Consider the following 22489-nt stretch of genomic DNA (forward strand, 5'->3'; position numbering starts at 1 on the left):
GTAATTGACTCGGGTCTGAATATTCAGACCCGCACATTGGCGTTAATTCATTGCATTGTTCAGTTTTCAAAGAACCGTGTCGCTTCGTGCGACTTGATTATGATAGCATCTCTTTTTCTTGGTGTCAAGCCTTTTCTTCAAAACTTATTTTTTCCAGTCGATCGGCCATGTCGATGATAATATCACGACATTCCAAATGCTCCAACCATTCTTCCGGAATCCGATTGCGTCCGGCTTCCGCCGTGACCAATTGCGCGCAAATGCCGGCTGTTGAATCCGAATCACCGCCGTGATTCAGCGCTGCCAACACGGCATATCGCGAACCGGAGTAAGCCAATGCGCAATACAATGCAATCGCCAAAGTTTCTTCGGCCACGAAACCTTCACCGAGCGCTTCCAGTCCCGGCAAATAGTACCACCAATCATCGGCTCCGGCTTTTTTACGCAATGCAGGTACTTTAGCCGCTGCTTTTTCCGCAGCCACGATAGCATCATATACTTCGTCTGCGTTTTCTTTTACGCGCAACATTTCCTTGACGACTTTTCCCGCCTGCCGCAACGTATGTCCGTCGCAAAGCAAGGCCAGGTACGACGCCATCGCACCGGCGGCGATATATCCCGACGGGTGCGAGTGGGTAATCGCGGCGCAAGCGCAGCCGTTCTCATAAGCGGCTTCCGGATCGCCGTGAAAATATAAACCGATCGGCGCCACACGCATGATACCGCCGCAACCCTTGCTGTCGTTAAGGGGCTGCGTCACGCCGCGGTCCGCCGGATCACGCAATGCCGTAAGGCAGGTCATACCGGGATGACGCCGCTCTTGCAAACGATGATCTTTCGCTAAATTATACGTCGTTTCGTAAGGTTGTTTTTTGAGCCAGCTTTTTTGCCCGCGCCGAGGTTCTTCTCCCGTTTGCATGTAGTACCAGCGCATGTACGAACGGTAGAGACCTTTCGTCAAAGCATCCCCGCGCTGTCGTGACCAGAAGATGCCGTCAATGGTAAAAAGCGTCATCTGCGTGTCGTCGGAAATCAACCATTCACCCGAGCCGTCTAAGCTCAAAGGGCCGCGCAAACCGTGCGGACCGTAGCTTTCTTTGATTGTTTCCACGTCGTCAAATTCAACAACGTAGCCAATCGCATCTCCGGCGGCGCCGGCGAGCAGGATATCGCGAAACGGTACAGTACTCATTCGTCTTCCTCCTCCAACAGCTCATAATCTTGCGCCATCCAACGACGGCTGGTAGTAAAGGTAATGGTCAACCACTTGCGTACTGATTTACCGCCCAGGGCCTTATCAATCTCATCACGAATACGGTCGAGATCTCCCACCTCCTGGATCGGGTAACTTTTCGGAATTAAAATATCGATATCGATAAAGGCGATTTTGCCGTACCGTTGCACGGAACTCACGTAGTCCTTAAAACGGTAGCGGACCATGAAATCGTCCATCACTTCATGAACTTTTTCATGTAAACCTTCCGGCGCCATGCCGAGTACCTGACTTACCGCAGGTCCCAAAATATTGAGCGCGACAGGCATCATGGTCAATGACAAAATAATTAGGATCACCGGGTCGACGAATACCCCGTAATGCGCATATTGCGTTCGTTCAAGCAAGTAGGCCAAGCCGAAACTGATAAACAAACTGGCGGCGAAACAGGCATCGACGAGCCAACTCATATTATCAAAATGAATCAGGCTGGATTTCAGTTTCCGATTTACCCGATGCACATAGAGATAATACCCCATATTGGCGAACGTAAACGTTAAGGCGTAAATAATCGCCAAGCCGAAGTTCATTGCATTGCCGCCGCTGAAAAGACTGATCATGCCGTTCAAAAACGCGTAGACAACAATGATCAGCGTGAAGCCGCCTTCTGCCGCAAGCACGAGCGGTTCAAACTGCCAATATCCGAATTGAAATTTTTTGCTCGATTCCCGCGTTGTCAGACGCGAAGTCATGATCATTAAAATCTTAATAATGACTGCCACAAACGAGAAAATCCCGTCAATCAAGATCGCATGCGAGTTCGTAAGCAGGCCGAACCAGGTCGCCGCGACGGCAATCAGTCCCATCAGACCCGCCGACTGCCAAAGTAAGCGTTGCTCTGTCGCGTAACGTTGTTCCGCCGTTAAACTCGTTTCCATAAATAGTGTAAATCCTTCCTGTAAAATCTGTTCACAAGTGTTTAATATAAATAAATAGTATTTTTCACCGTTTCCTTATATTATACTACATCTATTTAATTTCTTGCGTTTAATTTTCCTAAAGAATTCAATGTGAGTTTTTTACGGGTGCGGTTTGACGAACGAGAATTTCCGCGCGACAAACCGATGGACTGAGCGGCGTCATTTTCATCAGCGTGATTTCCGTCGCATGCGGGTGGCCTTCCCATGCGGCAAATAATTCCAGCAGATGAAAATAATCGCCGACCAATGTCATCTTCCATTGTTTGGTCTCGTCCGCAGAAGGAATCTCTTCGCTGCTTTCCATTTGCACGTGCGCCCGGTTCGCGTCCGCTTCCCAGTCGATTATTCGGGCGGCTTCGTTTTGATATTGTTCCTGTTGTGCCAGTTGGGCTGTCAGTCGTTTGATTTCATGCGCCTGCGCCGCTTCTGCTCGGATAGCGTCCGCGGTCCGAGCTTGCCAGTGGTATCCGCCGCCGAACGCGACAACAGTCAATAACCAGAGTGCCGCCAACAGCAGCAAAGGATATTTAGTGACGGATGGCATTAGCTTCCTCCTCCGCATGACCGAGCCACAGCGTAAAGGTATGCGCTGCCGCTACATGACGATCGATTTTACTTCGTACCGGTCGTTCCAGACGAGCGCTTAAATATTCGCTCCAATCATGTAAGGGCGCGCCCGACTGGAAATTTCCGGTGACAATAATGTCTTCATTTTCCGTGCGAATTTCCGTCAGCGTCACATCGGCGGGGCAGGAATCGCAAATCACGAGCAACAGTTTGCTTGCCGTTAGGCGCGTTCGCTCATGTTCTTGCCGATCGTGTACTGCCGTCTGATACGCGGCTGCCTGTGTGCGCAATGCCGACAGTTGAGCGACCGTCGTTTCGTTTTGTAACGCGCTCATTTCTTTTTGATACATGGCGTAATGAAACGCCGCATACCCGAACGCGAACGCCAGAATGCAAAGGCTTCCCGCCAACACGGGTCGAAACCAAGACGGCGCGGGTTGCGGCGCGTGATTTTCTAAACGAATCGTTTGGCAAAGCGCGGCATTCTCCGGTCGTTGCGCCGCCCGCGCGGCAGCTGCCGGCAGGTACGCGGCATCACGCCATGGCGAAGGCGTATCCCCGAGCAGTTCCGCGGGAATGGTCGCGGGCCAAGGTCGGGTCGCGCCGACATCACTCGGCGCGGCCGAGCCATGCACGTAGATGGCTTCATCTTCCGACCCCGCGTCCGAATGCGTTACGTCAATCGTATGTAGCCGCCAATCCGTCCACACGCGCTCCCGATACTCCGCCAACATTTGGGACGCGGCGCAGTAAACTGCTCCCGTGGACTCCGCCAATGCGTCCCCCAGCGCGACGACTTCCGGAACCGTGATCACGCATTCTACGCCCAATGCCGCCAAGCGCTCGTCGGGCGCCGCGTCAGACGTCAGCGCCGCCATCAGGACACGAACGCGCTCCTCTGTCAACGGAACCGAACGCGTACCGATCCATGGAGCCACTACATCCGGAAAGAAACGTTCGCCTTCCCAGCGCAGCATTTCTCGCAACTCGCGTTCATTGAGCGCTCCCATTGCCACCGTTTTATACCGTACCGCCGCGGGGGATGCCGTCATCACTACCGTATGCAACGGCACATGCCATATTTCCGTCAGCACCCGGCGCGTTTTTGCCAAATCATCGGCGGCATGCGGCAACCAAATCCACTGCGCCGGTCCGCTTGCTTTTTCCCGCACGCACAATAAACCGTCACCTTCCCAAGCCAAAAACGGCAACGGCGAGGAGGCAAATATTTGTTTGCCCGCGTCGGTCAGCTTTTGCATTCGCTGACGCCAATTTCCCATTTGCCTTCTCCTTTCGGTACGCAGTTGATTTTAATGACAAGCGTGATTCGTTCCGCATCGTGCACGGCGACGCTGGTGATTGTCGCCCGCGTGCCTTGCGGATCCATCGTCACGCGATTTTGATAGCCGTCGCGAACCGCCAGCTCTTTCGTCATTACATTGTCAGGCAGTCCTTGAGCGGCGCAACGTCCGAGCGCCCAGTTCAGCCCGCTTTCCGCGACGTAGCGAGTTTGCAGGCCCGTCACGGTATACGCGCTCGCCGTACGCACCGCCGCCGACTGCTGCAACACAAGTCCGGCAAGCGTCAGCAGTCCGCACAACGCGACACACCACCAAAGGAGCACGCTGCCGCGGTGCGATTCAGCGCACGACATAGGTCTCTCCTACGCGGTACCATTGCGCATATGGCAAAACCGCCGTACTGTACGTCTGTTGACGCGCTCCGTATACCCAGGTAAATTGCGCCGTCACAAGACCTTGGTCGTCTACCGTAAACATTTTGTCACCGTCTTCTTTGCCCGGAAGAAATCGCGGTCGATTGGCCGTGCCGTCGCCCGCTTCCGTCATCGGTTGACGCTGCCCGTTTTTTAATTCCAGATAAAGCGCGCCGCTCGCGTAAAAAGCGTGTCGTAAATGATTCGGCGTCACAAAAACGTATTGATTCTTCCGCCCAGGTCTTGTTTGCGACGTGCCGGACCACAAATAGCTGTCCAGCGTTCCCAAAATAAACCGGCTGTCCTCACTGATTTTGAGTTCCGTCCCGAGTCGCTGAAAGGTTTGCAGCACAGCGCGCACCCGCGGCGCCAATGCCGCGCTCAACAGGCCGCAGAGCAACAGGGCCAGCAAAAGCTCCCAAAGAATATAGCCAGCGTGTTTACGCATGTGTGTTTCCTCGCGGCAGCCAAATCGTCACCGCATCCGCGCCTCGTGAGCCGCTGACCGTGATTTCATAGCCGTAAACGCCCGGTTCCGCCGCCTCTGTGCCGGCTACATCAATCGTAAAGTGATGCGCATTGTATTCTTTGGTAATACTGTAGCCGGCGGGCACGCCATCGACCAGGTAGGCGTATTTCAATTTTTCCGCCGTCTCCTGCAACAGCGCCGCCCGCTCCGTTTGCTCCCGCCCGCCGGCCGCGTTATGCACCGCGCCCAAAACGGTGGCGGCGAGCGTTCCGCCGACCACCGTCATAATCAGAATCAAGAAAAGAACTTCCGGAAAAATAAAGCCTCGCGATTTCATGTTCATTGCACGCGTACCCGTCCTGTCTGTGCGCTGATAATAATCCTTTTGCGTTCATGATGACGATTTTCCAACACGATTTGGTAATTCCCGCGGTAACTTTGCATCGGTCGACCGTTACTTTGAAACTGCACCAGCTTGGACTGCCCCGCGCTAAATGTAATGCCCTCCGGCAAGGCGGCACGTTGACCGATCAACGTATTTCGCGCCGTTACGTAGTACATCGCCGGGCGATGATCGACATTGAGATGCAGGGTCGGCATGTTGCTTTGTGCGCCGCGATTTTGTTGCGCGAGCGCTTGCGTCTGATGGATGGCGGCGCAAAGCGCCGAGGTCGCTCGCAATAAAGCCTGTCGATCCTGAAACGCCGCATACTGCACGGCGGACCAGGCGGTAAATATTCCCACTAAAGCGATCGCCACCAGCATTTCCCAAAGCAAATAACCGCGGTTTGATTGTTTATCCATAACCCAGCCAACTTCCTACCGGTGTCGTTAAACCGACCGCCAACGTCAAAAAAGGTCCGAACGGAATCGCCTGACAGCGGGGAAAAAACCCGCGGGAAAGGATGCCGAAGCACGCTCCCAAAAGCGCCGCCAGCCACAAGAGCAACAACGTTTGCAACGGCGACAGCCAAGTCGCGAGCGCCGCGTAATACCAAATGTCGCCCTGCCCCATGCCGCCGCGCGCGAGTCCGTATAAAACACCGGCCACTACAACTGCCAAAAGGCTTGCCATTAATGCGCTCAGAAAATGTCCCGCCGCGATGCTTTCCGCGCTTCCTGCCAGAAAAAGCAAAAGCGAAAGGCGCCTCGGCAACACGCCATAGCGCGCGTCACAAAGCGCGGCAAGCAGACTCAATCCGCACAATACCAATGTACCGATGAGCGAACGCCCGTCATTCAGACCGGGCAGTAGGCTCAGTGCCGCGAAAAAGCCGAAGCACCATTCCGCGCGCGTTAACCCGCGACGCGGCGTAAAAGGCTCGGCCCACTCCGCGGCATAGCGCCGCCGATACGCTTCCGCCCAACGCCATATGCAGGGTCCCGCGATGCAGGGCCACAACAAAACGCCGACCGCGGTCAGCGTCATTTGCCGCTCGGTCCGCCGTGCGAGGAGTATGTCGTGCCTTTATAGCTGTAAGTGACTTCTCCCTTCGTCGCCAATTTGCTCGTGTCGTAGCTTTCATTATCCGGCGCTTTTGGAACCGCTTCCAAGTATCCTTTCGAGGCGTCCGTCGTATTTACCAATTCGTCCAGGGAGCTCGGGTATTTGCCCGTGTCCACCTGGTACATCGCCACCGCCGTTCCGACACTGTGCAAATCCGCTTGAATCTTCGCCACTTTGGCGCGATCCGCCGCGCCGCCGAATTTCGGTATAACAACCGTCGCCAAAATCCCGATGATAGCAATTACAATTAACAGTTCGATCAAAGTAAAACCGGCATGTTTGCGTTGTTTCGTTCTTTGCATGAAAATCATCCTTTCTACATCGGAGCCGTTACCACATCGATAATCGGCAGCAAGATACTGTACATCAAAAATCCTACCCACAATCCCGTCGCCAACAAAAGCAACGGTCCTAACCATGTTTTCAGTTGCTCCCAGCTGCGCGCGCTTTCCTCTTCGTAATACGCGGCCGTCTCCGCCAAGAGTTCCTCCAAACGTCCGCTTTCCGTACCCACGCGCACCATGTGAAGATACACCGGCCCGGTGATGTCCGCCGCTTGCAGCGCCGTCTCCAACGCGCGACCGTTGCGCACAGCGGCGCGAGCGGTAAGCAAGCGTTCCCGATATAGCGGATTGGTGACCGCCGCCGTCAGCCGCAATGTCTCCGCGAGATCCAAACCGCTCTTTAACAAAAGCGCCTGTACCTGCGCCATGCGCGCGTACATCGGCGCGCGAAACAAAGTAAAACGATCCGCTTGACGGGCGACAACCATTCGTCCGGTCGGCGTCATGGACAGCGCGACGATCGCGCCCAAAGCCAAAAACAGCGCGAGCGCGATCAAAAGCACATGCGAATGAAACCATTGCGCCGTCGTTAGTACCGTTTGCGTCACCGCCGAAGGTTGCGCGCCGAGATCGGCGAACAGGTTCGCGAAAGTTGGCAAAATCCAAATCACGGAAATCCCGCCGACCAGCAGACCCGCCAGCATCACCAACAGCGGATAGCTGTACGCCTCCCGACGCAAGCGCTGCAGTTTTAATTGATTGCGGTAGTAAAGCGAAGCGTATGTTAAATTTTCCGCCAGCACGCCGGCCGCTTCGCCCGCTTCTACCAGCGCGATCAGTAACGGCGGGAAAGCACGCGCCGTTTGCAAGGCCTCCCGCAACGTCTCTCCCGTCTCCACCGCCGCGCTGACATCGGTCAGCGCTTGTTGCAGGCGGGGCGGACCCGTTTCACTCAGCAAGCGCAGCGCCGTCAACACGTCAATCCCGGCGCGCAACAATGTCGCCCACTGTTGGGTAAAAAGCGCCAAGGTGCGAGCTCCGAGTTTTCGTTGCGAAATTTGTTCCCATGCATTGCCGCGGCGCAAACGAACCACATACCAGGAACGCGCCCGCAGCAACGCCGCCGCGTCAGATTCAGAAGTGCTTTCAATCCAGCCAGTGCGCCGCAAATGTTGCGCCTCATCCAATGCTATATAGTGGTATCGCTGCATTGCCGCCATTGCTCCTCAAGATCGTCTTTTTCGTCGTCGGAAAGCATTTGCCGCGCGCGTTGCAGCGCTTGCGTAAATGTTTGCGCCTGCACACCGCCCGTTTGTAAATAACCGTTCAGTTGCGCCTCTTTGCCGTCACGCACCAGACGTGACAAAGCCGGTGTCCACCACGCGTACGAACGCAATAATACGCGGCGCGCGCCGACCGGCAACAGACGCTGCGCGACAGCCAGCCGCAATGTCGCGGCGATTTGGTAACGCACTTGCGTTTGCGCCGCCGCGGGAAACGCGTGCACCATCCGCCCGATCATGGCGGGCAATGTTGCGCTGTGTACGGTGGCCAACACGAGATGGCCGGTTTCCGCCGCCGTCAATGCCGCGTGAATCGTCTCCGGATGACGCAATTCACCGATGACCAACACATCCGGGTCAGCTCGTAACGCTTCCCACACGCCGCTCGTGAAATCCGCCACGTCAGTACCGACTGCGCGTTGACGAATCAGGCAACGGCCGGCGGGTAAATATAATTCCGGCGGATCTTCCAGCGTAATCACGTGCCGCGAAAACCGTTCATTCATCTGCGCCAAAACATGCAATAACGCCGTCGTTTTGCCGCTTCCGGTCGCGCCGCCGATCAGCACCAAGCCCTCATTTAACGCGGCGGCATCCGCCAAAAGCGCCGGATCGGGATCCTTCGGTAAATCGTCCAAACCGTACAAAATGCGCACACCGGCGCAAAGTTTGCCGCCGGCGAAAAAGAAAGAAAAACGCAACGGTCGATTTTCACGGCAAACAATATCAAGATGACGTTCGGAGCGCAGGATGGTTTGCTCGTCAGCTGTTAAAAAATGAACGCACCAGGCATCCCACGCCGCCTCGCTGAGGATCTCTCCGCTGTTTTCCAGTCGTCCTTCCCGCCGATAATAAATCGGCTCTCCCGGCGTCAAATGAATATCACTCGCCTGGCGTTGCAATGCCTGAACCAACCAATCGGCCTGCCAATCAGCTCGCAAAAAAAGCCGCCTCCTCTACGCCTACTTCACCTTTCGCGATCCGTTCGCGAACCTGCTCCACGAGTGGAAAGCGCGTCAGACTGCCGCACAACGAACGTAACCTCGGAACACCTTCCGGCAAGGCCAGTTGATTTTTAATGCGCTCATCCACCGGCAACATTTCAAAAATACCCGTCCGTCCGGCATATCCGGTCGCGTGACATTGCTCGCAACCGCCGCGCGTAAACAAAGCGTTATCGGTGCTGCCGTCAGCCCATGGCGTAACGCCGCGGTAAGGTTGTTTGCACGCGGGACATAAAAGGCGCAGCAAACGTTGCGAAATCACCAATGTCAGCGACGCCGCCACAAGATACGGCGCGATTCCCATTTCTACAAAACGCAACGGTATTTCCGCCGCCGTATTGGCGTGCATCGAGGACAACACCAAGTGCCCCGTCAGCGCCGCGCGAATCGCGATTTCCGCCGTTTCGCGGTCGCGGATTTCGCCGACGGCGATCACATCGGGATCTTGGCGTAAAATACTGCGCAGTCCTTTGGCGAATGTGAGTCCGCTTTGTTCATTCACCTGCACCTGATTCACGCCGGACAAATGATATTCAATCGGATCTTCAATCGAGACCAAATTGCGCGCGCTGTCATTCAAAAAAGCGAGCGCCGCCGCCAGCGTGGTGCTTTTGCCCGTTCCGGTTGCGCCGGCAACCACAATCAATCCCGCGCTGCGTCGCAATTCGCGAACCAACAGCGATTGCGCCGCCGGCAACAGACCGAGCCTTTCCAGTTGCGGAACAAACAGCGGATTGCCTAAAATTCTGACCACTATTTTTTCACCATAAAAAACCGGTAACGAGGAAATACGTAAATCATATTTCCTGTTACCGGTTTCAAAAGTGCAACTGCCGTCTAAGGGCAATCGCTTTTCCGCCATATTCATATGTGCCAGCGCTTTGATATAATTCGCCACCGAGGGCGCAAAAGTCCCGGGGAGTTGCGTTGTTTCCCAAAGCTTGCCGTGAATGCGAAAACGCACGCGCAGCTCGTTCTCTTGCGGCTCAAAGTGCACATCGCTCGCGCCGGCAACCACGGCTTGCGTCAATAATGCGTGCACCGCTGTCTTGGGTGTTGCCATCTCCTGCGCCGTCATGTCGTCGCTGCTCCTTTATTCGCAACATAAATTTTTATGTATTACGTTTTTTATACTATGCTTGCAAATATCAAAAGTCAAGTAAATTTTGCGGCGGCGGCTGCGCTTTGCGCCACTGTCCTACGAACTAAAAAAGACGCCCGAGGGCGTCTTTTTCAATTTTATACGGCCGCGCTCAACAGCATGAGAAAAAGCACGGCGAAAAGTTTTTTTCATTTCCCTGTTTTATTTATCAAGTTTTACGCAATAAAAAAATCCCGGAAACCCGGGATTTTTTTCACGTTACGCGTTTTTCGTGCGTACGCTGTGATGTTTTTTGCCGTCATAATTGCGCCATACCACCCACAGCGAGGTAGCGATGCACAGTGACGAATACGCGCCGCTGATGAAGCCCACCAGCATGACCAGCGCGAAGTTTTTCGTGGTTTCGCCGCCGAAGAAGTACAGCGAGCCGACCGCGAACAAAACGGTCGTCAATGTGTAGAAACTGCGCGTAATACTTTGCTTAATACTGTCGTTCGCGAGCGTTTCATACGAATCCGTTTTGCGATGCGTGCGCAAGTTTTCGCGGACACGGTCGAAAATAACGACCGATTCGTTCATCGAGTAACCGATGACCGTCAAAATCGCCGCCAGGAACGACGCGTCAATTTCCAAATGGAACAATGCGAACGTGCCGAGCACTACTAAGATATCGTGCGTAATCGCGATGATACAGGAAATGCCGATCCGGTATTCAAAACGATAGGAGATGTACGCGATCAACGCGGCGAAAGCGACCAGCAAATTGATCAGCGCGTGTTCGGTCACTTCCGAACCGATGACCGCGCCGACCGATTCGATACGTTTCACATCGACATCGCCCAATTTTTGTTGCACATGAGCTACGACCGTATTCGTTTCTTCCGCCGACAGGTTATGCGTGCGAATCATTACCTCGTGACCCGATTCGCCGTCGACATTGCCGGAAAGCTGGATCGTGCTGGCGCCGAGACCGTCATCGGTAACCGCCTCACGCACTTGCGCGACGGTCACGTTCTGCGCGAAATTCAAGTCGATAATCGTGCCGCCGGTGAAATCGATGCCCCAGTTGAAGCCGAAGACCGCGATCGCAATGATGCACGGAATGACAAGCAGCGTCGAGAACGTAAACCAAATTTTACGATAGCTGACTAAGTTCCACTTCCAATTCATTTGGCATAGCCCCCTTTCCGCGCTCCGAAAAGCCAGGGATTATGCACAATATTGGCGTTGATGAGCATCATCAGCAACGTTCGACTGACGGTAATCGCCGTGAACATACTGACGAGTACGCCCAAGCCGAGCGTAATCGCGAAACCTTTAATCGTGCCGCTGCCTAAAACAAACAGAATCAATGCGGTAATCATAACCGTCATGTTCGCGTCGAAAATCGTCGCGAACGCGCGTTTGAAACCGGCCTGAATCGCCAAGCGCAATACTTTGCCGGCTGCGATTTCTTCCTTAAAGCGTTCGAAAATCAAGATATTCGCATCGACCGCCATACCAATGGAAAGAATGATACCCGCGATGCCCGGCAAGGTCAGTGTCGCATGCAGTAATTTTAAAATCAAAAGCAACAGCAAAACATAGACGAGCAACGCCACATTGGCGATAAACCCGTTCACGCGATAAATCAAAAGCATGAAGAGCGTAATCAACGAAAGGCCGATCGCGAAGGCCATGACGCTCTTATCTTTGGAGTCCTGACCGAGCGACGGTCCGACGGTGCGAACTTCCATAACGTCGACTTTAACCGGCAACGCGCCGCTGCGCAAAAGAATCGCCAAGTCTTTGGCTTCTTCCAGCGAACGGTTACCGGTGATGACCGCTTTACCGCCTAAAATCGGTTCGTTCACGACCGGATTCGTCAGAACTTCGCCGTCCAATACGATCGCGATATGACGACCGACATTCTGCGTCGTCAGGTCACCGAATTTTTTCGCGCCCTGATCATTGAATTCGATGGCGACTAAAGGTTTGTTTCCCTGTCCCAATTCTTCTTTCGCGGTTGCCAGGTCTTCCCCCGAAAGGCGGACATTGCCGTCCTCGTCTTTGAACTGCAGAATCGCCGTCTTGCCGATCGTTTTGATCGCCTGTTCCGGATCGCGTTCGCCCGGCAGTTCGATGATGATACGGCGCGAACCTTCACGCTGAATGATCGGTTCGGTCAAACCCATTTCATTGATACGACGTTCCATGATCTTGACGACCTGTTCCACGTCCTGATCGGTAACGACGTGTTCGGGCATGTCTTTCGCTTCCAGCACGATATGCGTGCCGCCTTGCAGATCCAAGCCCTGTTTGATCGATCCCGCCAAATCGCCTACTTTGAAAACAAAGAGGCCGATGATGACAGCGATCGCCAATAAAAATTTTAACAACTCATTGATACGCAAAACTTATTCTCCCTCCCCGCCGGTCACCTCGCGGTGTACCAGGCGGTCTCCGTGACTACCGCATCTACCGTTACGTCATTCGGCGTAAGCGGAATCTGCGTGACGAGAAAGGCCTCGGCGCAAATACCGAGTGTCTTTGCATTTGTATGTACCAGCCAGCGGTCATAGTAACCGCCGCCCATGCCCAGGCGCGCTCCGTTGCGTGTGAATGCCAAGCCGGGAGCTAACACCAAGTCGAATTCACTCGGATCGATCACCGCGGTGTCGCGCGGTTCGCGAATCTCCCAGCGGTTCAGCGCCAAATTATCCCATGAAGTCAGCTCGACCGCGTCCATGATGCCGAGCGTGGCCGTGAGTTTCGGCACGGCGACGGTTTTCCCTTCGGCGAGCGCGGCGCGGAGCACCGGATCAATATTGATTTCCTGCGGCATCGCCAAATACCCGAAAATAACGTTCGCGTCGCGAAACATCGCGGACGCCGTGATGCGCTCACAAATAGCGCGGCTGACTAAAGCGGGCTCAAAGTGATGCCGTTGTTCCAAAAGAGGACGGCGCAACGCTTTTTTCTGCGCTTGCGCCGCTGTCATTTCAGGCATCACGGTTGGCCGCTTCCTGCTCTGCTTCGATTTCTTTAGCGACCGGTTCTTCTTCTTCTTCCGATTGGAATTTATGAATCGCCGCTTTGGCGACTTTAATTTCCACTTTCGGAGCGATCTGTAAAAGGACCCATTCGTTTTTAATCGCCTTTACAGTACCATACAGGCCGCCGACGGTAATCACCTTACTGTTGCGACCGAGACGTTCTAAAAACATCTTACGCTCGGACTTTTCCCGTCGCTGCGGCCGATACAGTAAGAAATAAAAAATGGCGATCATCAATAAAAACGGCCATGCGGCATTAATTAACGGCATAAATTGTTGCACATTTGCACCTCCTTAATCGTATTGTATCTTATCTTATTTATTTTATCATATTCAAAGGCTCTGCGAAAATCTTACGCGCATCTTTTTCTAGCGTTGCCACTGCGCCCAAAAATCACGCTGAAAATCGCCGAACCGATCTTCCAAAATCGCTTCCCGCAAACCGCGCATGAAACGCTGCAGGAAATGGATATTGTGCACGGAAAGCAGACGGAACGCGAAAATTTCTTCCGCTTTATACAAGTGGCGAATGTACGCCCGCGTATAGTGGCGGCACGCGTAGCAGTCGCATTCTGCGTCCAACGGTGAAAAATCGCGCTCGAACTGTTTATTTTTAATATTCAGCCGACCCGTTTTCAACATCGCCATGCCGTTACGCGCAACGCGCGTCGGATAGACGCAGTCGAACATGTCGACGCCGCGCGCCACTCCTTCCACGAGGCAATCCGGCGTGCCCACGCCCATCAAGTAGCGCGCCTTATCGCGCGGCATCAGATGCGTCGTGTAGTCCAGCATTTCATACATCAGATCGTGCGGCTCGCCCACGCTTAAACCGCCGATCGCGAAACCGTCAAACGGAAGCGCCGTGATCTCCCGTGCGCTTTGCGCCCGCAGATCTCGATACATGCCGCCCTGAATAATCCCGAACATGCCTTGCGCCGGATGCTCATGCACTTCCAGACAACGTTTCGCCCAACGCGTCGTGCGTTCCGTCGACTGTTTGGCGTACTCGTAGTCTGCCGGATACGGGATGCATTCATCAAAGGCCATCGCGATATCCGCGCCGAGATCCATCTGCGCGCGCGTCGCCACTTCCGGCGACAAAAATTGCTTGGATCCGTCGATATGGGAACGGAAATACACGCCTTCCTCTTTGATCTTGCGCATCGCGCCCAAGCTGAACACCTGGAACCCGCCGCTGTCGGTGAGCATTGCGCGCGGCCACTTCATAAACTGATGCAGGCCCCCGGCCGCTTTAATCAATTCCGTACCGGGACGCAAAAATAAATGATACGTGTTGCTTAAAATAATACCCGCGCCGGTTTCCGCCACTTCCTCCGGCGACAATGTTTTGACCGTCGCCTGCGTGCCCACCGGCATGAACATCGGCGTGTCAAAACTTCCGTGCGGCGTATGGATGCGGCCGGCGCGCGCGCCGGTTTGCGCGTCTTCATGCACTAATTCATAGGTAATAACTGCCATATTCCACCTACCGTATCCACATCGCGTCGCCGAAGCTGAAGAACCGATACTTCGCCGCGACCGCTTCCCGATAAGCGGCGAGCACATGGTCTTTACCGGCGAACGCGGAAATCATCATCAAAAGCGTCGACTGCGGCAAATGGAAATTAGTCACCATCGCGTCCACAATTTTGAACTCGTATCCCGGATAAATAAAAAGTTCCGTCGCGTCGCGGCCCGCTTTCACAACGCCGCTTTGCCCCGCTGACTCCAGCGTGCGCACCGACGTCGTGCCGACCGCGACGATCCGCCGTCCGGCGCATTTCGCCTCATTGATCAGCCGCGCCGTTTCCTCACTCACGTTATATGTTTCCGAATGCATGTGATGCGCTTCGATCTCTGCCACCGAAACCGGACGAAACGTGCCCAGTCCGACATCCAGCGTGACGTAGCAGACGGTCGCGCCGCGCGCGGCGATTTCTTGCATTACTTCCGGCGTGAAATGCAATCCCGCCGTCGGCGCCGCCGCCGAACCCGGCGTTTTGCTGTACACGGTCTGGTACCGTTCCCGATCTTGCAAGCGCTCGTGAATGTACGGCGGCAACGGCATTTCGCCGATTTTGTCCAAGCGTTCATAAAAATCGCCGTCATAGGTGAACTTCAAAACGCGTCCGCCAAACTCCGTGCGATCTTCCACCGTCGCCGTCACGCCGGCATCAAAGGTAAGCGCCGTGCCCGGCAACGCTTTTTTGCCCGGCCGCACCAACACTTCCCAACGGTCTTCGCCCAGCGGATGCAACAGCAGAACTTCCACCCTGCCGCCCGTCGGCCGTTTACCGTAAAGTCGCGCCGGAATGACGCGCGTATTATTAAAGACCCACACGTCATCGGGGCGCACGTCTGCTAAAATATCCCGAAATGTTCCCTGTTTCGTAGCACCCGTTTGACGATCCAACGTGAGCAGTCGCGACGTGTCACGCGGCTCGACCGGAGTCTGGGCGATCAGTTCCTCCGGCAAATCATAATTAAATTCACTGACGTTCATATCTGACCTTCGTTTCAATACATTTTTTCAATGGTGACACCCGTATAGAAGTGTCGTAAAATATTCCGATAATGATGCGGATCACGCGGCTTTTGCTGCGCCATGATCTGCGCGCCCCATTGGGACATGCCGACGCCGTGGCCATACCCGTAACCGATGATTTTCAAGCGATCCTTCGTACTGCCTTTGACAATATCGAACATCGTGCTGCGCAAGTCGAACATCTGCTGAAAGCGGTTGCCGCTGATCGCCACCGCCTGTTTTTTACCGGCAATCTGCAAGGTGCGAACGCGTCCCGAAACGGTTCGGTCAAACGCTTTCACCGGCGCTTTTTTCAGCTTGGACAATTTAATATTCTTAATCTTGCCGACATCATGACCGTACGCCGCCAGCGCGCGCTCCAAATCAGCGAGCGAAATTTCTTTTTCCCAGCGTTGTTTGGTGAAATCGTTCAGCGGTTCACTCACCGCGCGCAAGTAGGGCACGAAATTGTCCCAGACATTTTCACTGTCTTCCGTGTAGCCGCCCGAATGCGCGCAAAATACCGCGTCAATCGGTTCGCCTTTGTACAAAATCACTTCGCCCGCCGTATCATTGACGGCCTGCGTGGATTCCGGAGCTTCCGCCGCGACGCCACCGTACACTTGCGAAACGATGGTGTCGTAAACATCAAACCCTTGCGACGCGTAATTATTTTTATGATTGAGCGCGTACGTGCGCGCCGCCACCGCTTGCGCCCGCAACGCGTTCGGCTCCCACGACGCCGACATTTCACGCGGCACGACGCCGTAGAGATATTCTTCCATGCCGACTTCGTTGATCACCGTCACGCCGTCATGTCCCGGCGTCCGAATCAATTTCAGCGCGCCGCGGTATTCGTTACCGTCCACCGCGACCAACGCGAAGCCTTCCGGTCGGATATACACCGTTTCGCCGACTTTTTTGCCGTCGAGCGTAATGGATTTCGCGCTTACGCCGATACGCAAGGTGTCGCCCTTGCTGAATGTTTTCCATTTTTGCGTGCCGTTATACACCGTGTACGCGCCGTTGATGCTCACTTTCGGCGAGTGGGCGTTGCGCATCAGACCGACCAACACGACCGGTTCATTTTCCGTGATCGGTAAGACTTGTCGGAGATCGCCCCGTTTGTCTTTCGTTTCTGCCCGAGGAGACGTTGGCGCCTCGTAACGTCCCATCTTCACTTTCGCCGACTTTTTCACCGGCACGCCTTTCACCACGCGCGTGCTTTGCGTACGCGAACGCGCGCCCGGCGAACCTTTTACGCCCGCCGCGTCCACGGTCGCCGCCGTGCCCAAAAGAAGCGCCCCCGTCAAAATAACGGCGCAGCATTGCTGCCATCGAACCATAATTCACCGCCTTGTAAATAACTGCAAGACAAGCGTCAGAACGATCGAAAGCAAAATCGATGTTCCGAGCGGAAAAAAAAATGTAGTATTGCCTTTCGTAAAGGAAATATCTCCGGGCAATTTGCCCAGCGGTAAAAAGTGACCGCCGAAATGCATATATGCGCCGACCAGAAGCAACACGGCGCCGAGGATCATCAGCATTTTACCCATGACGCGCCTCAAACAAATCGCCGTCCGACGTCTGCCGCGGCATCGCGATCCCCAGATGCGCGTACGCCGCCGCCGTCGCCACGCGACCGCGCGGTGTGCGATGCAAAAATCCGTTTTGCATCAGGTACGGTTCGTACACATCTTCGATCGTCGCCGTTTCCTCACTCACCGCGGCCGCGATGGTGTCAAGCCCGACCGGCCCGCCGCCGAACTGACGAATAATCGTCGCGAGAACCTTGCGGTCAATCGCGTCCAAACCGGCATGATCGACTTCCATCGCCGCCAGCGCCAAATCGGCAATCTCTGACGTGATGACGCCGTCCGCCTTTACCTGCGCGAAATCGCGCACGCGTTTCAGCAGGCGATTCGCGATACGCGGCGTGCCGCGCGAACGGCGGGCGATCTCCGACGCTCCTTCCGGCGCCATTTCAATCCCCAATAATTGCGCCGAGCGCGTAATGATTTTTTCAATTTCCGCGGGTTGGTAGTATTCCAAGCGATGAATGACGCCGAAACGATCGCGCAACGGCGCCGCCAACGCTCCCGCGCGCGTCGTCGCGCCCACCAGCGTGAACGGCGGCAAATCAATGCGAACCGATTTCGCGCCCGGACCTTTACCGATCAAAATATCCAACGCGAAATCTTCCAGCGCCGGATATAAAATCTCTTCCACGCTGCGGGAAAGGCGATGAATTTCATCAATAAATAGTACGTCGCCGGTTTCCAAATTCGTCAGCAACGCCGCTAAATCGCCGGGACGTTCAATCGCCGGACCGCTCGTGATCCTGAGCGGCACATCCATTTCGTTGGCGATCACGCCCGCCAGCGTCGTTTTGCCGAGCCCCGGCGGACCGTATAAAAGCACGTGATCCAAAGGTTCGCCGCGCTGCTTCGCCGCGGCGATATATACTTCCAAATTGCGCTTGAGCGTTTCCTGTCCGATATAATCGGCCAAGTGCCGCGGTCGCAACGACTGTTGCCAACCGTCGCCCGACGTTTCCTCACGCGCGATAATTCGTTCGTCTGCCATCATTATCCTCTTTCTTTACCGAGTTGCGCCAACACCGCGCGCAGCAAGCGGTCCGTTTGCGGGTACTGCGCCGCCAGCTTTTCCGCCGCGCCGCGCACTTCCTGCTCCGTATAACCGAGACCCACCAGCGCCTGCACCGTTTCCGCCACCGGTCCCGTCGCGCTTTGCGCCGTCGCGACGTCTTCCGGCCAATCCACTGACGCGCCCGACGCCGCGGGTACTTTGTCTTTCAATTCCAACACCAGACGTTCCGCCGATTTTTTACCGATGCCCGGCAACTTCATCAGCACCGCTTTATTGCGAATCCGAATCGCTTCAAAAAAAGCCTCCGGCGCGATCGCGGAAACAATGCCGATGGCGACTTTCGGTCCGACGCCCGACACCGTAATCAGCAAGGTAAATAAATCATATTCCGCTTCGCTCGCGAATCCGTACAGCGACAACGCGTCTTCACGCACCTGCAAATAGGTATACAGCGTCACCGTCTCACCGAGCCCTACCGCCTCGCGCGTGGAGGCGGGAAGGCGCAAGCGATACCCGATGCCGCCGACATCCAATAAACACCAGTCCAGCTCCAGACGCGTAATTTTTCCATGTAAATAACCGATCATTTGGGCATCCCCCAGCGTTCCGCCTGTCGTTCCTGTAATAATGTGCAAATCGCGATCGCGAGCGCGTCCGCCGCGTCATCCGGTGAAATTTTTTCACGAATGCCGAGCAAACGCATCGTCATCACAATCATTTGATGCTTGGTCGCGCGCCCGTAACCCACGATCCCCTGCTTCACCTGCAAGGGCGTGTATTCCGAAACCGGCAACCCCGCCAGTCGCGCCGCCAGCAAAATCACGCCGCGCGCTTGCGCCACCGTAATCGCCGTCGTCACATTTTTATTAAAAAACAACTCTTCCACGCCCACGCGTTCCGGCTGATATTTTTCAATCAAGTCGACAAGGCCGTGGTAGAGAGTCGTCAGACGATCGGGCATCGGCGTATGCGCCGGCGTTGTCAGCACACCGTAGTCGATGACCTGCAACCGACTGCCGTTGCGCTCCACGACGCCGAAACCGCAGATCGCCGTTCCCGGATCAATCCCTAAAACACGCATGATTTCACACCTTTATCCATATTTCTTTTATTATAGCATACCCGTTCTTTTCAAACGGTCGCGAATCGGCGCGCGCCGCCGCGTTTCACTTAAAAATAACGCGGAAAATGAAAAATGAAAAAGAGCCGTCCGCAGACGACTCTCTTTTTTATTTTCCGTGCCCTTTTTTAATTAAATACACCATGACGTCGCGCCGTCCCCACTGTATCGCCTCATCATACGACTCCATCGCGACATCAATGGTCTTGCCTCGAATCGCGCCGCCGATATCATCCGCCAACGCGTAGCCGTAGCCTTCCACATACACCAACGAGCCCAGCGGAATCAAGCTCGGATCCACCGCGACATGCCCGCGCGAAAGCAAACTGCCGCGCGCCGTGTGCGATCCCGTGCCGCCGTCTTGCGAAGAATACGCCGACGCGTGCATCGTCCATTTATGTAAATATTTTGACGGCGCGGGCGCCGGTTTCGCCGATTCGTTCCAGAAAAATTCGTCCGCGACGCCGTTCGCCGTTACGCCGTGATGCTTTTGCCAATCCTGCAACGCGCTTCGCGTCGCGCCGCCGAACGCCGCGTCGATGATCCCGACATCGTAACCGTTTTGCACTAAACGACTTTGCAAAAGTCGCACATGTTTACCCGAGTCGCCCTGCTGTAAACCGATTTTACCGGCGGAGCGAGACGATTTTTTCACCGTTTGCGCCTTGTCGCGACTGCGTTTCGCCGCGGGTTTCGCGTTTGTCGCGCGCGCCCGCATGCCTTTCACCGCGCCGCGCGAGATGGCGATATCTCGTCCGCGCGTGAGTAATGACCAGGTTTTTTCATCGATCGCGCCGATCACTTCCAAGCCGTGCTCCCGCTGAAACGTTTGCACCGCTTTGGTAAGTTGCTCTCCGTACACGCCGTCGGGCGCGCCGACCTCATACCCTTCCGCGGCGAACAATTGCTGCAAAGTGACAATATCTCCGCCCAAATTGCCGGGAGCGTACAAAATGCCGCCACCGTCGCGCGGGGCGTCCGTCTCCGCCAAGCGCGTCAATATCGTTTCATCGGCTTGACCGGTAACGGGAAGTCCCTGATCGCGTTGGTATAAGCGCAACGCTTTTTCCGTCGTCGAGCCGAACACGCCGTCGGCTTCCCGCGCGAGGTAACCTTCTTCGATCAAGGCCTCTTGCAAACTCTGCACCGCGTCTCCCGCGTCGCCTTTTTGCATCGCCCACGCCGCGGTGCTCGCGCCGCAAAGGCAAAGACAGAAAACAAGTCCTGCTATGATTCGTCTCAATTCGTCACCACCTAACTTTTACTATTTTACTATGCGCGTCAATTTTCTGTCAAAACTATGCCGGCATGATCTCTTTTTGTCCTATAGTTTCGTCTGTTGAAAATAGTAAAAAAAGGCATGACGTCAACATGCCAACGCGAACGGAGATTGACAGACGGCGCGCCATCGTGAAACGGCATGCTGTGATGTGCCGCGCCATCTTCCACGGCAATTTCGGCAACAAAAAAAGATGGCGGAAAACCGCCATCTTTTTATAATCACCAAATTAGAATTTGTAGGACAATTGTACTTTGGTGAGGTCGTCGAGGTCAGCGCCGTCTTTGGTTTCCGCGCTGAATGTGCGGAGACCTTCGAGTTTGACGTTTTCAGCAACGACTACGCCGAAACCTGCGCCCCAGGATTCGGTGTTGTTCAGGTAGCTCGAAGTACGGAGAGCACCCGTGCCGCCGAGGTAGGAACCCGGTTCCGCGTCAACATAGTCAACGAAGATGTTGAAGCTGCCCGGTTTCTTCAGGTTCAGATGACCGAAGTCAACGCGAGCGGTCCAGAATTCAGCGTCGTCACGATCTTTGTAACCGACGTTGAAGTAGTCGCCGGAGAGCGAGAAGTCTTCGTTCAGACCGAAGATCGCGCCCGCGCCCCAGATGTCATCCAAGCCGGCCGCGTCAACTTTGTCGCCGTTCGGAGCGATGTAGGTGCCGAGTACGCGGAAGTTGCTGCCGTTGTAACCCAAAGTGGCATAGGTCATTTCCGGGCTCTTCAAGTCTTTAACTTCACCCAAATTCATAGCTTTCAATGCTTGATATCTGGTCAGATCATTGACTTTTTCTTGTGCAAGAGCTACATCGTGCGTACGAACACCCAACATCATGTTGGTTTCATAAATGGCGTATTGATCACCGGATTTGACAGCTGCGTCATATTCTTTTTGCGCTGCGTCTTTTACTTCTTGAGCTGCTTTCAAGTCAGCTTTGAATCCTTTCAGCGTTTCTTCCGGATTTTTGAGGTCTTTATACTCTGCAGTTAACCGTTGGTATTCTTCAAATTGTTTAAACGTGTTCAGGTTCATTTCTTTCGCGTAGCCGTAGCCGACGGAAGCGGTTACTTCATCGGTCGCTTTGTATTGGAGACGAACGCCGTCGAAAGCGTCATCGTACCAGTAGCCGGTCGCGCCGAATGTTTCACCGTAACGGCCAGCGGTCAGGTGCAGACCATCGGTCAATTCATGGTCAATATACAAGCGGTCGAGATCCAAATCCGGATCTTCTTTGTCGCTGTCAAAACCGAAGTTGCCCGAGGTAATGCGAGCGGTTACTTTGGTCTTGTCCGCTACTTTCGCGTTAAATTGGAGGCGAGCACGCATATCGAAGTGATCCTCATCTTTTATGCCGTCGTCCGTCCAACGAACACGAGCGTCACCGGTCACTTTTACGTTGCCGACGCGGTTTTCCAAGTTGGAAACGCGTACGCCAAGGCTGTTCAGTTCGTTCGCGAATTCGTCAGCCAAACGGTTCAGTTGCGCCTGTTGTTCCGCGTTCAACTGATCCTGTTTTACCATCGCGCGAGCGACCATCTGCGCCATTTCATAGCGGGTGATGTTCTGCTGGCCTTTGAATTCTCCGTCCGGGTATCCTTCGACTACGCCTTCAGCGGCGAGTTGGGATACTGCCTGGTACGCCCAGTCGTTCGGAGTTACATCCGAGAACGGATTCGGGGCCGCGAATGCTGTCGTTGCGCCGAGGACGCAAGCAGCTGCCAATACTGTTGCCAATTTTTTGTTCATAATTGACACTCTCCTTTGCAAAATGTCGGCAAAATAATCGGAGCGTCA

General features: G+C 54.7%; 26 protein-coding genes. All 26 read right to left on the minus strand.

Annotated elements, in window-relative coordinates; genetic code table 11:
* Positions 1-124: 124 nt before the first annotated feature.
* Positions 125-1192: an ADP-ribosylglycohydrolase family protein gene (locus HNR45_RS06545; protein WP_159823282.1), complete on the minus strand. Its 1068-nt coding sequence runs from the start codon at positions 1190-1192 to the stop codon at positions 125-127.
* Positions 1189-2151, minus strand: coding sequence for a cation diffusion facilitator family transporter (locus tag HNR45_RS06550; RefSeq protein ID WP_024048573.1), 963 nt, complete (start codon positions 2149-2151; stop codon positions 1189-1191). The genes HNR45_RS06545 and HNR45_RS06550 overlap by 4 nt, the downstream gene beginning before the upstream one ends.
* Positions 2152-2278: 127 nt before the next feature.
* The gene (locus HNR45_RS06555) at positions 2279-2737 is read right to left on the minus strand and encodes a hypothetical protein (RefSeq protein WP_159823283.1); all 459 of its coding nucleotides are present in this window, start codon (positions 2735-2737) and stop codon (positions 2279-2281) included.
* Entirely contained in the window at positions 2721-4040 is a 1320-nt protein-coding gene (locus HNR45_RS06560) for a hypothetical protein (protein ID WP_159823284.1), read from the minus strand. The genes HNR45_RS06555 and HNR45_RS06560 overlap by 17 nt, the downstream gene beginning before the upstream one ends.
* Positions 4007-4414: a hypothetical protein gene (locus tag HNR45_RS06565; RefSeq protein ID WP_159823285.1), complete on the minus strand. Its 408-nt coding sequence runs from the start codon at positions 4412-4414 to the stop codon at positions 4007-4009. The genes HNR45_RS06560 and HNR45_RS06565 overlap by 34 nt, the downstream gene beginning before the upstream one ends.
* Positions 4401-4922, minus strand: coding sequence for a hypothetical protein (locus HNR45_RS06570; RefSeq protein ID WP_159823286.1), 522 nt, complete (start codon positions 4920-4922; stop codon positions 4401-4403). The genes HNR45_RS06565 and HNR45_RS06570 overlap by 14 nt, the downstream gene beginning before the upstream one ends.
* A complete protein-coding gene (locus HNR45_RS06575; RefSeq protein ID WP_159823287.1) occupies positions 4915-5286 on the minus strand; it encodes a type II secretion system protein in 372 nt (123 codons plus the stop codon). Before HNR45_RS06575 ends, HNR45_RS06570 begins: the two co-directional genes overlap by 8 nt.
* Complete coding sequence (locus HNR45_RS06580) at positions 5283-5747, minus strand: pilus assembly FimT family protein (protein ID WP_024048122.1); 465 nt, start codon at positions 5745-5747, stop codon at positions 5283-5285. The genes HNR45_RS06575 and HNR45_RS06580 overlap by 4 nt, the downstream gene beginning before the upstream one ends.
* Positions 5740-6372 carry a prepilin peptidase gene (locus HNR45_RS06585; RefSeq protein WP_159823288.1) on the minus strand — a complete coding sequence of 211 codons (633 nt, stop codon included), beginning with the start codon at positions 6370-6372 and terminating at the stop codon, positions 5740-5742. Before HNR45_RS06585 ends, HNR45_RS06580 begins: the two co-directional genes overlap by 8 nt.
* Positions 6369-6752: a type II secretion system protein gene (locus HNR45_RS06590; protein WP_024048120.1), complete on the minus strand. Its 384-nt coding sequence runs from the start codon at positions 6750-6752 to the stop codon at positions 6369-6371. The genes HNR45_RS06585 and HNR45_RS06590 overlap by 4 nt, the downstream gene beginning before the upstream one ends.
* Before the next feature lie 14 nt (positions 6753-6766).
* Positions 6767-7954 carry a type II secretion system F family protein gene (locus HNR45_RS06595; RefSeq protein ID WP_159823289.1) on the minus strand — a complete coding sequence of 396 codons (1188 nt, stop codon included), beginning with the start codon at positions 7952-7954 and terminating at the stop codon, positions 6767-6769.
* The gene (locus tag HNR45_RS06600; protein ID WP_159823290.1) at positions 7924-8958 is read right to left on the minus strand and encodes a type IV pilus twitching motility protein PilT; all 1035 of its coding nucleotides are present in this window, start codon (positions 8956-8958) and stop codon (positions 7924-7926) included. The genes HNR45_RS06595 and HNR45_RS06600 overlap by 31 nt, the downstream gene beginning before the upstream one ends.
* Positions 8948-10099 (minus strand): GspE/PulE family protein, encoded by a 1152-nt coding sequence (locus HNR45_RS06605; protein ID WP_159823291.1) that lies wholly within the window; start codon positions 10097-10099, stop codon positions 8948-8950. The genes HNR45_RS06600 and HNR45_RS06605 overlap by 11 nt, the downstream gene beginning before the upstream one ends.
* Positions 10100-10381: 282 nt before the next feature.
* Entirely contained in the window at positions 10382-11293 is a 912-nt protein-coding gene (gene secF, locus HNR45_RS06610) for a protein translocase subunit SecF (RefSeq protein WP_034440836.1), read from the minus strand.
* A complete protein-coding gene (gene secD / locus HNR45_RS06615) occupies positions 11290-12516 on the minus strand; it encodes a protein translocase subunit SecD (RefSeq protein ID WP_034440837.1) in 1227 nt (408 codons plus the stop codon). Before secD ends, secF begins: the two co-directional genes overlap by 4 nt.
* Positions 12517-12539: 23 nt before the next feature.
* On the minus strand, positions 12540-13112 hold the full coding sequence (locus HNR45_RS06620) for a 5-formyltetrahydrofolate cyclo-ligase (protein ID WP_159823292.1): 573 nt from the start codon (positions 13110-13112) through the stop codon (positions 12540-12542).
* Positions 13105-13440, minus strand: a complete 336-nt coding sequence (gene yajC / locus HNR45_RS06625) for a preprotein translocase subunit YajC (RefSeq protein ID WP_024048222.1) — start codon at positions 13438-13440, stop codon at positions 13105-13107. Before yajC ends, HNR45_RS06620 begins: the two co-directional genes overlap by 8 nt.
* 87 nt (positions 13441-13527) lie before the next feature.
* Complete coding sequence (gene tgt, locus HNR45_RS06630; RefSeq protein ID WP_159823293.1) at positions 13528-14640, minus strand: tRNA guanosine(34) transglycosylase Tgt; 1113 nt, start codon at positions 14638-14640, stop codon at positions 13528-13530.
* A 7-nt stretch (positions 14641-14647) separates the two neighbouring features.
* A complete protein-coding gene (queA, locus tag HNR45_RS06635; protein ID WP_159823294.1) occupies positions 14648-15664 on the minus strand; it encodes a tRNA preQ1(34) S-adenosylmethionine ribosyltransferase-isomerase QueA in 1017 nt (338 codons plus the stop codon).
* Positions 15665-15678: 14 nt separating this feature from the next.
* Positions 15679-17031, minus strand: coding sequence for a SpoIID/LytB domain-containing protein (locus HNR45_RS06640; protein WP_159823295.1), 1353 nt, complete (start codon positions 17029-17031; stop codon positions 15679-15681).
* 3 nt (positions 17032-17034) lie between these two features.
* A complete protein-coding gene (locus tag HNR45_RS06645; protein ID WP_159823296.1) occupies positions 17035-17241 on the minus strand; it encodes a DUF2905 domain-containing protein in 207 nt (68 codons plus the stop codon).
* Positions 17234-18271 carry a Holliday junction branch migration DNA helicase RuvB gene (gene ruvB / locus HNR45_RS06650; RefSeq protein ID WP_371712923.1) on the minus strand — a complete coding sequence of 346 codons (1038 nt, stop codon included), beginning with the start codon at positions 18269-18271 and terminating at the stop codon, positions 17234-17236. The genes HNR45_RS06645 and ruvB overlap by 8 nt, the downstream gene beginning before the upstream one ends.
* Before the next feature lie 2 nt (positions 18272-18273).
* A complete protein-coding gene (ruvA, locus tag HNR45_RS06655; protein WP_034440841.1) occupies positions 18274-18882 on the minus strand; it encodes a Holliday junction branch migration protein RuvA in 609 nt (202 codons plus the stop codon).
* Complete coding sequence (gene ruvC, locus HNR45_RS06660) at positions 18879-19376, minus strand: crossover junction endodeoxyribonuclease RuvC (RefSeq protein WP_159823298.1); 498 nt, start codon at positions 19374-19376, stop codon at positions 18879-18881. The genes ruvA and ruvC overlap by 4 nt, the downstream gene beginning before the upstream one ends.
* A gap of 148 nt (positions 19377-19524) precedes the next feature.
* Positions 19525-20658: a peptidoglycan-binding protein gene (locus HNR45_RS06665; protein WP_159823299.1), complete on the minus strand. Its 1134-nt coding sequence runs from the start codon at positions 20656-20658 to the stop codon at positions 19525-19527.
* A gap of 265 nt (positions 20659-20923) precedes the next feature.
* Entirely contained in the window at positions 20924-22441 is a 1518-nt protein-coding gene (locus HNR45_RS06670; protein ID WP_184327590.1) for a putative porin, read from the minus strand.
* Positions 22442-22489: the final 48 nt, after the last annotated feature.

The organism is Negativicoccus succinicivorans, from assembly GCF_014207605.1.
Taxonomy (GTDB): domain Bacteria; phylum Bacillota; class Negativicutes; order Veillonellales; family Negativicoccaceae; genus Negativicoccus; species Negativicoccus succinicivorans.